Origin of the sequence: Devosia submarina, assembly GCF_003056345.1 — a bacterium.
Classification (GTDB): Bacteria; Pseudomonadota; Alphaproteobacteria; order Rhizobiales; family Devosiaceae; genus Devosia; species Devosia submarina.
Genome location: NZ_PYWB01000003.1, coordinates 242,157 through 256,780 on the forward strand (window position 1 = coordinate 242,157; position 14,624 = coordinate 256,780).

The window sequence follows — 14,624 nt, forward strand, 5'->3', positions numbered from 1 at the left end:
TTGAGCGGAAAGCTAAGGCTTGGAGATGATCAAATCCCTATTGGGATGCGGCAAATGCCGCAAAGTTCATCCGGTGGTTAGCAAACATTAATGCGCAGCGGCAGCAGCCACTTCGGCGTGCGGCGTATAAAGCAGCGGTATGGCTGGAATATCCACGAAAGCACCGAGTCCCTCGAGCGCCATGCGGATGGCAACAAAGAGGATGATCAGCAGGCCCACCCAGGCGATCCAGCGATATTTGTGCAGCAGGCCGGCGATAAAGGTCGCCGCAACACCCATCATGACAACAGACAGGCCCAGGCCGATGATCAGCGCTTCGAAATGGTGCGCCGCAGCACCGGCCACGGCCAGCACGTTGTCGAGCGACATCGAAACGTCGGCGATGATGATCTGTGTAACGGCCTGGCGCAAGGTCTTGCGCGGCGCCTTGCCGGCAACACTTCCATCGGCGTTCATGTCGGAATCGGTCAGCGCTTCCTGCGCTTCATCCTCTTCGTCATGCGACGTGGTGAGCTCGCGATACATCTTCCAGCAGACATAAAGCAGCAGCACGCCGCCAGCGATCAACAGCCCGCCCCCGAGAGCCAGCAATTGAGTGGTGATCAACGCAAAGAAAATGCGCAGCAGGGTAGCGGCGATGATGCCGATCAGAATGGCCTTGCGGCGGACGTCGCTTGCAAGGCCGGCGGCTGCCAAGCCAATCACGACGGCATTGTCGCCAGCGAGCACGAGGTCGATCAGGATCACCTGAAGGAGCGAGCTGAGAAAGCTCGGGTCGATGCCGAACATGGATTTTCCTTGTTGGAGGTCAGCAGAAGAGTGGAAGGGCTATAGCGCCAGCTTGCGAGGCTGGGAAGTACAACTCGGCACCGAGGCACAGAGTTGAAGCGATATCAGATGTTTATTGCCCCTGCTGACAGCTTGGGGACAGGTTGGGGCGAACAAAGGCGCGTCCTTGATAGGGGACCACCGTGAATTCGAAAGGAGGGGAACTTTGGTGGGCGAGCACGGATTCGAACCGTGGACCCGACGATTAAGAGTCGTCTGCTCTACCAGCTGAGCTACTCGCCCCTACTGGAGCTTCCAAAGTGGCGCCTCTCTAGCAAAGGCGTTTTCGCATGTCCAGCGCTTGATCGCAATTTCCTCACATTCGACGTTCGCCGGAGTGCCATTGCAAAGCGGCGAGGCCCGCGGAAGCTCCAACAAACCCCTGTTTCGTCCAGGCGAATCTGGACTCATGAATGCTATGCCGCAACCGGAGCGGCGACAGCGGCTTTACCGATCACACCATTGTTGAGGCGAATGCATGAACAACACAGCCATTTTCGGCATCCCCACGGCCTGGTTCCTAGGCAATCTCTGGTCCCTCCTGGTGGCGCTGGCGGTCCTGGCAGCAGGCTGGTTCCTTGCGGGGTTGGTATCGGGCTATGTGCGGTCCCTATTGGGCACCAAGCTCAAGCGCGACGCGACGGTGGGGCCTTTGGTCAGCCAGATCGTGCGCTACGCGATTCTGTTTGTGACCTGCATCATTGTGCTTGGGCAGTTTGGCGTAGAGACCGCGTCGATTCTTGCGGTTCTGGGTGCAGCGGGACTGGCCATTGCCCTGGCACTGCAGGGCACGCTTTCCAACATCGCCTCGGGCATTTTGTTGATCTTCCTTCGCCCTTTCAACGTGGGCGACTATATCGACGCTGACGGCATCATCGGCACCGTGGTGGAAGTGGGCCTGTTTGGCACCGAACTGCGGACCCATGACGGGGTGTTTGTGTTTGCGCCCAACAGCAAGCTGTCCAATGCCAAGATCACCAATTACAGCCGGGGAGCCTCGCGCGTGGTGGAGCTCAAGTTCAACGTGCCGCGCTCTGCTGATATCGGGCGGGTACGCAGCGAAGTGCAACAGGGCGTGGTTGGGGACTATGTGGCCGCAGACAGCCAGCCGGAGGTTCTGGTGGATACACTGGCGGATGCCACTGTGACCATGGTCCTGCGGGTGCGGGTCAATAGCCGGGACTGGAACATGGCACGGGCGGATCTGCAGGAAAAGCTCAAGACCGTTCTGGATCGCGCCGGCGGATTTGCTCCGCCAGCACAAGCATAAATTAGTTTAGCTGCGGGCGACGCGCTCCCGGAACTCGGCAAAGTCGAGCACATTGCTTATCGTTTGCGGCCGCGGGTGCGCGTCGTCCATCAACGCCACGGTGCGCTCGATGATGTTGCGCAATTGTTGGGAGCGATTGTCCGAGCCCTGAAGGATTGCAGCGGCACACTCAAGATGGTCGCGGGCAAGGAGATAGGTCGACAGCATTGGGCGTAGCTCCTGGTAAAAAATGGGGAGCGTCGATTCGTTGACGCCCGGCAAGGGTGCGGCGCCATGCCTTCGAGAACCTTACCAAGGTGCATGCAATTTTCCGCAAATAACGTCCATGTATATTGCGGCCATATCCCCCCGGGCGACCGCAGTTTGCGCCATCTGGGGACAAATGCCAGCTGTGCAGAAGATCGTGTTGTCGCGCTTGCCACGACGGTGCTGGCTTGGCATCCATAGGGCGACTGCCCCATTCGGGCGACTCCAACGCGAGTGATTGCCTTGCCCCGTCCCGCTCTATCCCCCATTGTTGCCGCCCTGCCTGAAACAACGCCCTTTGTTGGCCCTGAAGCCATTGTGCGGCGGGACGGCATACCGACCCTGGCGCGCATTGGCGCCAACGAAAATCCTTTTGGGCCGGCGCCTTCCGTGCTGGCGGCGATGCAAGAGGCGGCTCGGCATACGTGGCACTATGGCGATCCGGAGAACCATGACCTGCGCGAAGCGATTGCCGCGCATCTGGGAATACCTGCGGGCAATGTCATGCCCGGTGAAGGTGTGGACGCAATTCTGGGCATGGCTGTTCGGATTTATGCCGCGCCAGGGTCGACCGTGGTGACCTCGCTGGGTGGCTATCCAACCTTCAACTACCATATCGCGGGGTATGGGGCGCGCATGCATACCGTACCCTATGTGGGCACGCGCGAGGATATCGATGGGCTTGCAGCGGCGGCTCGAGAGACTGGGGCCGCCATGGTGTACCTGGCGAACCCGGATAATCCGATGGGCAGCTGGTGGGACGCCGATTCCGTCGCGCGTTTCATTGATGCTGTGCCCGAAAGCACCATGATCATCCTCGACGAGGCTTATGGTGAATTTGCTCCGGAAGGAACTCTGCCGCCCATCGATCTGAAGCAGCCCAATCTTTTGCGCATGCGCACATTTTCCAAGGCCTATGGGCTGGCTGGTGCGCGCGTCGGCTATGTGTTCGGGGAAGCGGAGAGCGTGTCCGCCTTTAACCGCATCCGTAATCACTTCGGCATCAGCAACATCGCCCAGACCGGAGCTATTGCCGCGCTGGCGGACCAGGAGCATCTGCAGGCTTCGCTGCAAGCAGTGCGCGAAGCGCTGACGGATACAGCAGCGATCGCCCGCCGGCATGGGCTGATGCCTCTGCCGACCGCTACTAATTTCATTGCCATCGACTGCGGACGCGATGCGTCCTATGCGCAGGCCATTCTCGACGGGCTCGCGGCGCAAGGCGTTTTTGTGCGCAAGCCTGCGGCACCGGGATTGAACCAGTGCATTCGCGTGAGTGCGGGAACGGACGGTGACAGGCGCTTGCTGGACGAGGCCTTGGCTAAGGTGCTAGCGGCGCTCTAGTCCAAGAATCCTGGTCAGCAAGCGAAGCTGATGCATTTGCCGACCGGCTCGGGGCCGATCGGCAATTGCAACGAAGCTATCAACCAGCCATGGCCCCCTGGGCTGCCGCGCCGCGGTCGATCAGCAGGCGGTTATAGGCGTTGAGATAGGCGCGGGCAGAGGCGACGAGCGTGTCGGGCTCTGCGGCATTGCCTGAAACGATGCGGCCGTTCATTTCAAGGCGCACATGGGCGCTCGCCTGCGCGTCGGTGCCGCCGGTGACGCCGTCGATGGCATAGAGCACCAGATGAGGCTGCTGGCCGACGGCCTGCTTGATGGCGTTGAAGATCGCATCTACTGAGCCGGTGCCCTCGTAGGAAACGGAGGATTCTTCGCCGTCGATGGAGAGAGTCAGATCGCAGCGGTGCATGCCGCCGGTCTTGCTGACCACTTCCATGTCGACAAGGCGGATCCGATCCCCAACCGACCCCACTTCGTCATCGACCAGCGCGACGATATCGGCGTCATAAACGTGTTTCTTGCGGTCGGCGAGGTCCTTGAAGCGCACAAAGGCTTCCTGGAAGGCATTGTCGCCCAGCTCGTAACCGAGTTCCTTGAGCTTGTCCTTGAAGGCCGCGCGACCCGAATGCTTGCCCATGACCAGGGTCGTGGCCTTGATGCCGACGCTCGCCGGGGTCATGATTTCATATGTCTCGGCATTCTTGAGCATGCCATCCTGATGGATGCCGCTTTCGTGCGCGAAAGCATTCTTGCCCACGATTGCCTTGTTGAACTGCACAGGGAAATTGGCTGCAGCCGAAACGATGCGGCTGGCGCGGGCCAAATGGGTAGTTTCGATGCCGGTCTGATAGGGCATGACATCGCCGCGCGTGCGCAGCGACATGACGATTTCTTCGAGCGCAGCATTGCCGGCGCGCTCGCCCAATCCATTGATGGTGCATTCAACCTGCCGCGCGCCACCACGAACAGCGGCCAGCGAATTGGCGACGGCCAGGCCAAGATCATTGTGGCAGTGGGCCGAGAAGATCGCCTTGTCGGCGCCCGGCACGGAGGTGATGATCGTGCGGAACATGGCCTCGTGCTCGTCCGGCACGGCATAGCCCACGGTGTCTGGCAGATTGATGGTGGTAGCGCCGGCCTTGATCGCGGCCTCGACGCAGCGCTTGAGGAATTCCAGGGGTGTGCGCGTTGCGTCCATGGCGGACCATTCAACGTCGTCGATGAGGTTGCGCGCCTGGGCAACGGTGCGCGAGATGATCTCGATCACCTCGTCCTCGGTCTTTTTCATCTGATGGGCCAGATGAATGGGCGAGGTTGAAACAAATGTATGGATGCGTCCCCGGCGGGCATGACGAACGGCTTCGCCCGCCCTGTCGATATCAGCGGTGATGGCGCGGGCCAGCCCTGCAACCGTGGCGCGCTTGACCTGCTTGGCTACGGCCACCACAGCTTCGAAATCACCATTGGAGGCAATGGGGAAGCCGGCCTCGATGATGTCGACGCCCATGTCGTCGAGCGTTTCGGCGACCTGCAGCTTTTCTTCCAGCGTCATGGTAGCGCCGGGCGATTGTTCGCCGTCGCGCAGCGTGGTGTCGAAAATGAATACACGGTCTTTGTTGGTATCGGTAGCAGCAGACATGGTCTTGTTTCCTATCGAACGGCCCGGAGCAAAGCTCTCGTGAGGCCGGACATTAAATGTTCGGCTTATGGCGTTATCCCCTGACGACCCGCTCGCATAATCGAGCTGCCGGTGATCAGGGGCTGATAAGAAGAAGAAGGAGCGCAGCCGGAAGCAGCAGCATGGCAGCCGCAAGGGTCAGGCGGGCCCGGAGGGCCTCACGCTGGCTGATTGCTTTGGCTTGTGCGCTTGTGCGCTGCATGGATGCGGTCTCGATTTGCGCGGGGAGAATGCGACAAAGTGCTGGCGGTTGCAAGTGCGGGGGCAGCAAGAGGGTGAAGTTTTTGCCTTCGATACCATTAGACCTCATCCTGAGCCTGCCGAAGGACGAGGTCGTGGCACCATAGCGGGTACGCCCTCGTGGTTCGATAGGAGCTACTGGGGTTTGCTTTCAGTTCCCAAATCCAAAGTCCCCTCCCCGATGATTACCGCATGCCCCCCGATGCCGCCATGAATCAGCACCTCGTGATCCCTGCGGAACTGGAGGGTAATGCGGCACGGGCGGCCCATTTCATGGCCTTGGCGGAGCACATAATCGGCTTGGTCAGTCGAGAGAGCTTCTTCGGCAAGGAGTCCGATCAGCGCGGCGGCGGCTGAACCTGTGCCAGGGTCCTCCCCAAGGTTCATCCCGAACATGCGCGCAGCAATGTCGTTATTGGGCTCTTCGGGCGTGAGCGTAAAGATATAGGCCGAGTTATGATCGTGGTGAAAAACCTTGTTGAACAAGGCGGAATTGACCTGCACCCGGCGCAATACCTCCGCATTGCGAACAGGCACAAGGTGAAAGGTCACGCCGGCGGAAAACACAGCGGGCTTGTAGACATCGCAGCCGATATCTTCCACCTCGATGCCCAGCGCCTGGGCTATGCCCAGCTTGTCGCTAAGATCAGCGACACGGGACGGTAGGCGCGGCAAGGCGAAGCGGGCTTCGCCGGAGCATCTGTCGGTTTTCTCGAAGAGCGCGGTGATAAGCCCCACTTTTTCCTCAAGCCGAACGGCGCTCACCTTGTTCTGCAGCCCCAGGGCAACGGCCGCACCAATGGTTGGGTGCCCTGCAAATGGCAATTCGGTATAGGGGGTAAAGATGCGCACCTCTGCCGTGTTGCGATCGGCCTTGGGCTTGAGGATGAACACGGTTTCGCTCAGATTGAATTCGCGCGCGATAGCCTGCATCTCATCATCGAGCAGCCCATCGGCCTTGGGCACAACGGCCAGCTGGTTGCCCTTGAGCGGCTCGCGGGTGAAAACGTCCATCAGCAGATAGTCGAGCTTCATGGCGTTGCCTCGGCTGGAAGTGCAAAGTCTTCGGGTACGAAGCCGAGGTGAACGGCCAGGGCGGCAACGGCAACACCATGATCAGCGCGCCCGGGAAGCCCGGATATGGTAAGGCAACCGATAATCCCCGCGCCCTTGACGCGAATGGGAAAGCCACCGCCTGCAATGACGTAGTCAGCCGGATCAGCGCCCGATTGTGGCGAGAACGGCACCTCGCCGCGCTCCAGCACCATGCGATAGCTGGCGCGGCCAAAGCGGCGCACCGTATTGATCTTGCGGCGCACCCACTCGCTGTTATCCGCATTCGTGCCGGCGGTGGCAGCAAAAAACAGCTGCCGGTCCCAGGTGCGAACATCGACCACAAGGCTCAGACCTTCGGCGAGCGCCCGAGCGCGGACGGCGCTGCCCAGCTCGAAAGCAACATCTTCGTCGAACAGGGGAAGCACCAGCGCCTGCTCCTGGTGTTTCACCAGTGCGATATCGTCACTAACAGCCATGATCCTCAATCCTGATGGGAACGTGCCCACGCCTTGTATAAGGGAGTGCGATCCGCGGCGCCCTTGGTGAAGTTGACAAGGTCAACGTCCATCTCGACCCAGGACGCCTTGCTATCTGTCCAGATATTGCCGACCGGGGCGGCCCAGTCGAGATCGTCCAGTGTTCCGGCGCGAACGATCTTGATGCCAGGGGCAGGCGGGTCGTTCCAGATCCAGTTGCGGCAATGTGCACAAAAGTTCATGCGGATGAAATTGCCACTGTCGGCAAGACGATCATAGTGCACGGTGTGCCCGCTGATGCGTTCGAAACTGTGATCCGCAACAACCATGGACATGGACCAACCCGCACCCGAATAGCGCTGACAATCCTTGCAATGACAATTGTAGACGCTGAGCGGGCTGTGCATCAGCCGATAGCGAACAGCGCCACATTGGCAGCCGCCCTCAACGGGAAAATCAGGCAAGCTCATCGCACCCCCCTCGCGACTCGAACAACATTTCCGCCGTGCTTGTAGCGCAGCTTGGCCCTAAACAAACAGGGGCCCCGAAGGACCCCTGCTCTATTCTGCCAATGGCTTTAGTTCTTGGCCTTGTCAACCAGCGCGCCAGCCTTGATCCAAGGCATCATGTCGCGCAGCTTTTCGCCAACTTCCTCGATCTGGTGCTCGTCATGGAGGCGACGGGTCGCCTTGAAGCGGGAACCGCCAGCCTTGATTTCCTGCATCCACTCGGCGGTGAACTTGCCAGACTGAATGTCATGCAGCACGCGCTTCATCTCGGCCTTGGTTTCCGAGGTGATGATGCGTGGGCCAGTAACGTATTCGCCCCACTCGGCCGTGTTGGAGATCGAGTAATTCATGTTAGCGATGCCGCCCTGATAGATCAGGTCGACGATCAGCTTCACTTCATGGAGGCACTCGAAATAGGCCATTTCGGGGGCGTAGCCAGCTTCCACCAGCGTTTCGAAGCCAGCGCGGATCAGCTCAACAAGACCGCCGCAGAGCACGGCCTGCTCACCGAACAGATCGGTTTCGCATTCTTCGCGGAAATTGGTTTCGATAACGCCGGAACGGCCGCCGCCGACGCCCGATGCATAGGCGAGCGCGATGTCATGGGCATTGCCCGAAGCGTCCTGATGCACGGCGATCAGGCATGGCACGCCGCCACCCTTCTGGTATTCGCCACGCACGGTGTGGCCAGGGCCCTTTGGCGCGATCATGATCACGTCGACCGTAGACTTTGGCTCAATCAGGTTGAAGTGCACATTGAGACCGTGGGCGAAGGCCAGAGCGGCGCCGTCGCGGATATTTGGCTCGATGTGCTGCTTGTAGATGTCGGCCTGGAGTTCGTCAGGGGTGAGCATCATGATGACGTCAGCCCATGCGGAAGCCTCGGCAACGCTCATCACCTTGAGGCCTTCGCCCTCGGCCTTCTTTGCCGATGGGGAGCCTGGACGCAGGGCGACGACGACGTCGGTAACGCCTGAGTCGCGCAGGTTCAGCACGTGGGCGTGGCCTTGCGAGCCATAGCCGACAATCGCGACCTTCTTGGACTTGATGATGTTGAGATCGGCATCCCGATCGTAGTAAACGCGCATGGGTTTCTCCCTGAGAATGGCTGTTATACGGTGGCTTTCGCCCCATAAAGGGCGAAGAACTGGTCGGTCGCGGCCTTCACGTCGGCCTCGATATTGTCGGTCACATTGGATTGGGTCAGCGATTTGTCGCCCAGCAATAGGCGAATCTGCACGTCGCGGACCACAAGGCCGAAAAACGTGCGATAGGCATCCTCGCTGGAGTCAAAGCGCAGGAGGCGTGCATCGCGGCCGGCCTCCAGGATGGGCTTGAGCCTGCGGCGGATGGCGAGGGGGCCGTTCTCGAGAACGATGATGCCCAGGCTGTCTTTCTCCTGGGCCGCATGGGTTACCGCAGTGCGGTTGAGCGTGATGGAGACTTCGCCGGTGATGACCGTCAAAAGGTCACGCGCAAATTGTTCGATGCTGAGGCGTAGCGTCTTGGCCGTGAGCCCGGTGCGTGAAACTTGCGGCATCCGCACCTTTGCAGCCTGCCACTGGACCGTTGCAGTGAGCAGCCCGTCCCGATCACCGAACCATTTGTAGAGCGTTTCCTTGGAGCAGGAGGCGCGGCGCGCAACGGCCGTCATGGTCAGACCGTCGCCATTCTCCACAAGGAGGTCCAGCGCAGCCGTCAGCACTGCCTGCTGGCGCGGCGTGAAAACCTCTTCGTTGACCTTGATGGTCACTGGCACGATCTGCAGTCTCCGCAAACGCTTCCTGATGCGTCAGCGGCAGCCGTACCGTACGGTACGGTTCCAAGCAAGCCTAATTTATCAAGCGTGGCACATTGCTGGTGAGGAGCAGAAGCGCCTTGTGGCGCTTCTGCATGTTCAGGTGAAGATGGGTGAACCTTGACTATCTCAGCTCGCCTACATCCACCCTTGGTCCTGGGCTATTCGGCCGCCTTAGCGTTGGCTTCACCCATCGGCAGCTTGCCGCCCAAAATCTCTTCGGCGGAAGCCTTGTGGTTCTTGACCGAGCTGGTCCACTGCCCCCAGACAGAGGGGTCGATTTTGTCGCCGTTTCGGCCAAGGTTTTGCAGACGCCGCTGGTCTTCGTCGGTGAGGACCTGCTTGGGCAGGGGCGGCAGGTGCTTGACCTGATCAGCGGTGATGCCCAGCATCTGACCCACGCGATTGCCGTAGTCATCATGCACCAGCAGGAAGTGCCAAAGCATACGCTCCTGGATGTCCCGTTCGCAATCGGCCAACAGCGTGCCCATGTTGAGCACGAGGTCGTCGCGCTCCCAATCCATCATGGTGCAATATCGGCCACGAGCCTGGACATAGTCATTGCGGCGCTCGATGACGCTGCGCGTCAGCCGGCCATGAATTTCCGGCGCGTTCTGGGGCTCCTCGCGCTGAGCCTCATGCAAGCCATTGTGGATCGACGGCTCGAAATTGACATGCGGGTTCTGCCCGGGCGCCAAATCGCGGCCATACGACATCTGACCACCGTTCAAATTGGTGGCCACTTTGGCGTTTTTGGCCTGGTTGACCGGCAATTGTAGGTAGTTGGTGCCGACGCGATAGCGCTGGGTGTCCGAATAGGAGAAGGTACGGCCGACCAGCATCTTGTCGTCGGAGAAATCCAGGCCATCCACCAGAACGCCAGTGCCCATGGCGATCTGCTCGTTCTCGTTGAAATGGTCCTGCACATTGCGGTTTAGCGTCATGACGCCGATATGGCGCAGCGGGAAATCCTTTTCCGGCCAGATCTTGGTGTCGTCCAGCGGATCCCAATCGAGTTCAGGATGCTCGTGGTCCTCCATGATCTGCACGAACATATCCCATTGTGGATATTCCCCACGCTCAATGGCCTCGTAGAGGTCCTTGGAGGCGGTGCCCAGATCTTGTCCCTGCACCTTGCCGGCTTCTTCGGCCGTGAGGCTCGCAAGGCCACAGCGCGGATGGAAATGGTACTTCACCAGAACCGTGCCACCTTCGGCATTGACCATTTTGTAGGTGTTGACGCCGAAGCCTTCCATGTGGCGGTAGCTCGCCGGAATGCCGCGCGGGCTGAACAGATGAGTCAGCATGTGCATCGACTCGGGCGTCTGGCTCATGAAGTCGAAAATGCGGTTTGGCTCCTGCCGGAAAGTCACCGGATCTGGCTTAAGCGAATGGATGACGTCGGGGAACTTGATGGCGTCCCGAATGAAGAAGATCGCGAGATTGTTTCCCACGAGGTCCCAATTGCCGTCCTCGGTATAGAACTTGACGGCAAAGCCGCGTGGATCGCGCGCGACTTCGGAGGAATCGCGGCCGCCAATCACGGTTGAAAATCGGATCGCCAGCGGCGTCTTCTTGCCAGGCTGCTGGAACAGCTTGGCACGGGTGTATTTCGATGCGGGTTCGTCGCCGATCTTGCCGGTCGCCTCGAACTCGCCATAGCACACGAAACCGCGGGCATGCACGACGCGCTCGGGGATGCGCTCGCGGTCAAAATGGGTGATCTTTTCGAGAAATTGGTAGTTCTCGAGCGTTGCCGGCCCACGGCTGCCCACCGTTCGCTGGGACTGATTGTTGGTGATGGGATGCCCCTGCCGATTTGTGAGGGTGCGATCCGAGGAGCTGGTTGCGTCCTTGTTCTTGTCAGCCACGTCATTCTCCTTGAAGCTTGTTGGTGCCTGAGCGAAATCCTGCAGCTGCATAGCCGCGTTTTCGAGCGGATCAGTGCAGGTCGTCTGTCGGTGCTAACGCAGCACCGGGTGCCGAGGCCAGTGTTAAACCCCTATCACATTTGATCAAGAGCGGCGCCGATGTCGCGCTCAAGCAGGTCCAGTTCATTGAGGGCGATCTCTATGCCGCGCGCCAGATCATCGGATCGAACAGGCGCAGAGGCAGAGGCGTCGGCTAGGGCTTTCCGTTCCAACCTGATAGCCTCCAGCGTCCGTTCAGCAGCGGCTATCTGGTCGGTGTCATGGGTGCCAATTTGGCGTGCCTCGCTGCCCGTGCCGACGAAATGAGCGGCATCGGCGGACCATGTGCCGATGGACTGCCGCACGAGTTCAAACTGCATCTTGAGATCATCTTCCGTCATGGGCACTCCCCTAAATTGGTCCCTAGGGAACGGCGGTGGGCCGGAAGGGTTCACTCCATGAAGGTTGATGCTGGCGATGTGCGGCTCACCGCGGCAGACTTTGATAGGCAAGTCGATGACATTTCAGCCTGACCTGTTTGCAGCGCCCGAACCCTCGCTTCCGGAGGGCTTCCGTTATTCGCGTGAAATTATCCCGCCAGCGATGCAGGATGAACTGTTGAGCAAAATTCGGCAGCTGCCTTTCCGCGCCTTCGACTTTCATGGTTTCGAGGGCAAGAGGCGCGTGGTTTCGTTTGGCTGGCGCTACGACTTTTCCAAGGAAAGCCTGGTTCCGGCAGAGCCGATGCCCAGCTTCTTGCTGCCTGTGCGGGAACTTGCTGCAGCGTTTGCGGGTATAGCGACCGAGCAGCTACAGCAGGCGCTTGTGACTGAGTATGGTCCGGAAGCACCGATCGGCTGGCACAAGGACAAGTCAGTGTTCGGCACCATTGTGGGCGTGTCGCTTCTGTCCGCTTGCAATTTTCGCCTGCGGCGCAAACTCGCAGGCAAATGGGAGCGCGTGTCGGTTAAAGCAGAACCTGGCTCAGTGTATGTGCTGTCCGGACCTGCGCGCCACGAATGGGAACATTCCATTCCGCCAGTTGAGCAATTGCGGTTCTCCATCACCTTTCGACAACTGCATGGCGATGCGCAAAGCTTCTCGAGAAATTCTTGACCCGCCCTAAATGGGTGGGGCGATTTCCCCGCCGAGGGTCTAAGCGACACCTGCCAAGAGTTCGGGGGAAAAAGCAGCTCGCACCCAGATTGGTGTGGGATTGGCGCAGGTGAACACTTCACGAGTGCTTTGGCCGAATCTAAGCTTCTTCATGGCTCCTGAAGTAGGGCCTGTATATCGTGGTTTTTTGCTCTTGATAATTGCTGAGGCGAACGCTGTGTCTTTGATGAATTGGGCTCCGGTTCTGTATTCTGCACGCGCAAGCCTTGGACATTGGCTGGCTTTGGCCTGCATCGCTCCTGCCCTCCTGTTGATCGCTCCAGCCTTGGGGCAGGATCTGGAGCCACTGCCAGCGCTGGAAGGGCCGCTTATCCTGACCGTGACCGGCAATATTGCGATCACCAATGGGGACAACGGCTCTGCCTTTGATCGGCAGATGTTTGGCGATCTGGGCACGACGGAGCTCAAGACAACCACACCGTGGACGGACGGCGAGCAGGTGTTCAAGGGTGTTTTGGCGAAAACGCTGTTCGACCGCCTCGGCGCCCAAGGCACTATGGTTGTTGCGACTGCGCTCAACGACTACACCGTTTCCATTCCGATGGATGATTTCCAGAACTATGACGTGCTCCTCGCTACCGAGATGAACGGCGAGGAGATGCGCGTCAGCGACAAGGGACCAGTCTGGATCGTGTACCCACGCGATGATCATCCAGAACTGCAGGAGCGTCGCATCAGCGAGCGATGGGTTTGGCAGCTCAAGGCTTTAGAAGTTCAATGAACACCCGGCCGTGGTTGTCGCGGCCGTTTCTTGCCGCTGCCCTTACGCTGACCGTTCTATTTGCCCTGCTCCTGGCGGCTGTCACGCGCTTGGCGCTCAATGAAAGCCGGCTTAGTGGAGGGCTTTCGGAAGGCGTGATCTGGTTTTCGAGCCAAGGGCAGTATGAAGCCATGCGCCTGGCGGGTACGGCGCTTCTGTATGAATCCAACCGCGTCCCGCTTGACGAGCTCGTCCTGCGCCTCGACCTGCTAGACAGCCGCGTTGACCTGTTCGAACAGGGTCAGGTTTTTCGTCGCGCCGAGGCTATGGGCTTTGAAGACGAGGTCGCGACCCTGCGTCCCATGCTGGACAAGCAAAGGGCGGCGCTCGAGACGCTCACACCCGATAACACCGCCGGGATCACCGAACTTCACGCTACCGCCGAAGCAATCGCGCAAACCATGCGCGATCTGGCCAATGCCGGCATGCTGGATGGTCGCAACCGGCAGGAAAACGTCATAGCGCAGCGGAAACAGATCCTGCTTGAGGTGTTAGGCTATCTCGTCGCAACCTTGGTAGCGGGAGTGCTGGTGGCCATCATCGTGGTGCGCGGACAGCGCAGCGTCGCCCATGCGGAGGCTGCATTGGAGCACGAGCGGGAGGTCTCGCGGCTGCATCGTGCCTTTACATCCGTCGTCTCGCACCAGTTCCGCACGCCGCTCTCGATCATCGATGCCAGCTCACAACGCATGATCCGACGTGGCGTGGCCATGTCAGCCGAAGAAATAACCAATCGGGCGACCAAGATCCGCAATGCCTGCCAGCGGCTGACGCGGCTGATGGAAAGCACGCTGAACGCGGCGCGTCTGGAAGATGGCGAAATCGGCTACAATCCCCGCCCCTATGACGTGCATCAGCTGATCGCGTCCGTATGCGAGAACCAGCCTGAAGAAGATCAAGGCCGCATCGAGCTGCAGTTGGACGGTCTGCCCGCCTTGGTCAGTGTAGACAATATCCTGCTCGAGCAGGCCTTGCAGAACCTTGTCTCCAACGCGCTGAAATATTCACCCTCAAGTGCGCGCGTTATCGTGCGTGGCGAACGGCGGGGCAATGAGGTGGCGATCCATGTCCAAGATTTCGGCGTTGGCATTCCAGCCGACGAAATCGGCTTCATCAGCGAACGCTTTTTCCGCGCCCGGAACGCCGAAGGCGTGCCGGGAACCGGGATCGGGTTGAACTTCGTGTCACAGATCATGGACCTGCATGACGGGCGCCTGGATGTGCGCAGCATTGAAGGCAGGGGTTCAACCTTTAGCTTGGTTTTGCCCTACCGATCCCCTGAGCCGACCGTCCACGCGGTGCTGGTGGCTTCCCAGGCGCGCTAGACCACTCA

At 59.7% G+C, this 14,624-nt stretch carries 15 protein-coding genes and 1 tRNA gene; 5 read left to right on the forward strand and 11 right to left on the reverse strand.

The features are described 5' to 3' along the window. Positions 1-87 precede the first annotated feature (87 nt). Both DDE77_RS05850 and DDE77_RS05855 read right to left on the reverse strand, forming a co-directional pair. Positions 88-789, reverse strand: a complete 702-nt coding sequence (locus tag DDE77_RS05850; RefSeq protein ID WP_108396501.1) for a YjbE family putative metal transport protein — start codon at positions 787-789, stop codon at positions 88-90. A gap of 206 nt (positions 790-995) precedes the next feature. Then, a tRNA-Lys gene (locus DDE77_RS05855) sits at positions 996-1,071 on the reverse strand. A gap of 235 nt (positions 1,072-1,306) precedes the next feature. On the opposite strand from DDE77_RS05855, the gene DDE77_RS05860 reads away from it, so the two are divergent. Then, positions 1,307-2,098 carry a mechanosensitive ion channel family protein gene (locus DDE77_RS05860; protein ID WP_108396502.1) on the forward strand — a complete coding sequence of 264 codons (792 nt, stop codon included), beginning with the start codon at positions 1,307-1,309 and terminating at the stop codon, positions 2,096-2,098. Positions 2,099-2,104: 6 nt separating this feature from the next. On the opposite strand, the gene DDE77_RS05865 is transcribed toward DDE77_RS05860, so the two are convergent. Next, positions 2,105-2,305 (reverse strand): hypothetical protein, encoded by a 201-nt coding sequence (locus tag DDE77_RS05865; RefSeq protein ID WP_157959692.1) that lies wholly within the window; start codon positions 2,303-2,305, stop codon positions 2,105-2,107. A 282-nt stretch (positions 2,306-2,587) separates the two neighbouring features. Between DDE77_RS05865 and DDE77_RS05870 the strand changes: the two genes are divergently transcribed. Further along, positions 2,588-3,688, forward strand: a complete 1,101-nt coding sequence (locus tag DDE77_RS05870; protein ID WP_108396619.1) for a pyridoxal phosphate-dependent aminotransferase — start codon at positions 2,588-2,590, stop codon at positions 3,686-3,688. Positions 3,689-3,767: 79 nt separating this feature from the next. On the opposite strand, the gene DDE77_RS05875 is transcribed toward DDE77_RS05870, so the two are convergent. From DDE77_RS05875 to DDE77_RS05910, 8 genes are all read right to left on the reverse strand, one after another. Beyond that, positions 3,768-5,327, reverse strand: coding sequence for a 2-isopropylmalate synthase (locus DDE77_RS05875; protein ID WP_108396504.1), 1,560 nt, complete (start codon positions 5,325-5,327; stop codon positions 3,768-3,770). 414 nt (positions 5,328-5,741) lie between these two features. After that, entirely contained in the window at positions 5,742-6,641 is a 900-nt protein-coding gene (locus DDE77_RS05880) for a PhzF family phenazine biosynthesis protein (RefSeq protein WP_108396505.1), read from the reverse strand. Further along, on the reverse strand, positions 6,638-7,138 hold the full coding sequence (locus DDE77_RS05885) for a heme-degrading domain-containing protein (protein WP_108396506.1): 501 nt from the start codon (positions 7,136-7,138) through the stop codon (positions 6,638-6,640). The genes DDE77_RS05880 and DDE77_RS05885 overlap by 4 nt, the downstream gene beginning before the upstream one ends. A 5-nt stretch (positions 7,139-7,143) precedes the next feature. Further along, positions 7,144-7,608, reverse strand: a complete 465-nt coding sequence (locus DDE77_RS05890) for a GFA family protein (protein WP_108396507.1) — start codon at positions 7,606-7,608, stop codon at positions 7,144-7,146. A gap of 107 nt (positions 7,609-7,715) precedes the next feature. Then, positions 7,716-8,735 carry a ketol-acid reductoisomerase gene (ilvC, locus tag DDE77_RS05895; protein ID WP_108396508.1) on the reverse strand — a complete coding sequence of 340 codons (1,020 nt, stop codon included), beginning with the start codon at positions 8,733-8,735 and terminating at the stop codon, positions 7,716-7,718. Positions 8,736-8,758: 23 nt separating this feature from the next. Beyond that, a complete protein-coding gene (locus DDE77_RS05900; protein WP_425430728.1) occupies positions 8,759-9,406 on the reverse strand; it encodes a TetR/AcrR family transcriptional regulator in 648 nt (215 codons plus the stop codon). A gap of 200 nt (positions 9,407-9,606) precedes the next feature. Beyond that, entirely contained in the window at positions 9,607-11,316 is a 1,710-nt protein-coding gene (locus DDE77_RS05905; protein ID WP_108396621.1) for a catalase, read from the reverse strand. Between the two features lie 134 nt (positions 11,317-11,450). Continuing rightward, on the reverse strand, positions 11,451-11,756 hold the full coding sequence (locus DDE77_RS05910; protein ID WP_108396509.1) for a hypothetical protein: 306 nt from the start codon (positions 11,754-11,756) through the stop codon (positions 11,451-11,453). A 115-nt stretch (positions 11,757-11,871) separates the two neighbouring features. Here DDE77_RS05910 and DDE77_RS05915 point away from each other — a divergent pair, with 115 nt between their 5' ends. The 3 genes from DDE77_RS05915 (at position 11,872) to DDE77_RS05925 (ending at position 14,616) form a co-directional block, all read left to right on the forward strand. Then, on the forward strand, positions 11,872-12,471 hold the full coding sequence (locus DDE77_RS05915; protein ID WP_108396510.1) for an alpha-ketoglutarate-dependent dioxygenase AlkB: 600 nt from the start codon (positions 11,872-11,874) through the stop codon (positions 12,469-12,471). Positions 12,472-12,697: 226 nt separating this feature from the next. Next, positions 12,698-13,252, forward strand: coding sequence for a putative pterin-binding protein (locus DDE77_RS05920; protein WP_108396511.1), 555 nt, complete (start codon positions 12,698-12,700; stop codon positions 13,250-13,252). After that, positions 13,249-14,616 carry a sensor histidine kinase gene (locus DDE77_RS05925; protein WP_170116484.1) on the forward strand — a complete coding sequence of 456 codons (1,368 nt, stop codon included), beginning with the start codon at positions 13,249-13,251 and terminating at the stop codon, positions 14,614-14,616. Before DDE77_RS05920 ends, DDE77_RS05925 begins: the two co-directional genes overlap by 4 nt. Positions 14,617-14,624: the final 8 nt, after the last annotated feature.

What these genes read in the sequence shown, in the direction of transcription:
- DDE77_RS05920 (WP_108396511.1), top strand. Translation starts at nt 12,698, where the DNA reads ATGAATTGGGCTCCGGTTCTGTATTCTGCACGCGCAAGCCTTGGACAT.
- DDE77_RS05885 (WP_108396506.1), bottom strand. Translation starts at nt 7,138, where the DNA reads ATGGCTGTTAGTGACGATATCGCACTGGTGAAACACCAGGAGCAGGCG.
- DDE77_RS05875 (WP_108396504.1), bottom strand. Translation starts at nt 5,327, where the DNA reads ATGTCTGCTGCTACCGATACCAACAAAGACCGTGTATTCATTTTCGAC.
- ilvC (WP_108396508.1), bottom strand. Translation starts at nt 8,735, where the DNA reads ATGCGCGTTTACTACGATCGGGATGCCGATCTCAACATCATCAAGTCC.
- DDE77_RS05915 (WP_108396510.1), top strand. Translation starts at nt 11,872, where the DNA reads ATGACATTTCAGCCTGACCTGTTTGCAGCGCCCGAACCCTCGCTTCCG.
- DDE77_RS05925 (WP_170116484.1), top strand. Translation starts at nt 13,249, where the DNA reads ATGAACACCCGGCCGTGGTTGTCGCGGCCGTTTCTTGCCGCTGCCCTT.
- DDE77_RS05880 (WP_108396505.1), bottom strand. Translation starts at nt 6,641, where the DNA reads ATGAAGCTCGACTATCTGCTGATGGACGTTTTCACCCGCGAGCCGCTC.
- DDE77_RS05850 (WP_108396501.1), bottom strand. Translation starts at nt 789, where the DNA reads ATGTTCGGCATCGACCCGAGCTTTCTCAGCTCGCTCCTTCAGGTGATC.
- DDE77_RS05860 (WP_108396502.1), top strand. Translation starts at nt 1,307, where the DNA reads ATGAACAACACAGCCATTTTCGGCATCCCCACGGCCTGGTTCCTAGGC.
- DDE77_RS05910 (WP_108396509.1), bottom strand. Translation starts at nt 11,756, where the DNA reads ATGACGGAAGATGATCTCAAGATGCAGTTTGAACTCGTGCGGCAGTCC.
- DDE77_RS05890 (WP_108396507.1), bottom strand. Translation starts at nt 7,608, where the DNA reads ATGAGCTTGCCTGATTTTCCCGTTGAGGGCGGCTGCCAATGTGGCGCT.
- DDE77_RS05865 (WP_157959692.1), bottom strand. Translation starts at nt 2,305, where the DNA reads ATGCTGTCGACCTATCTCCTTGCCCGCGACCATCTTGAGTGTGCCGCT.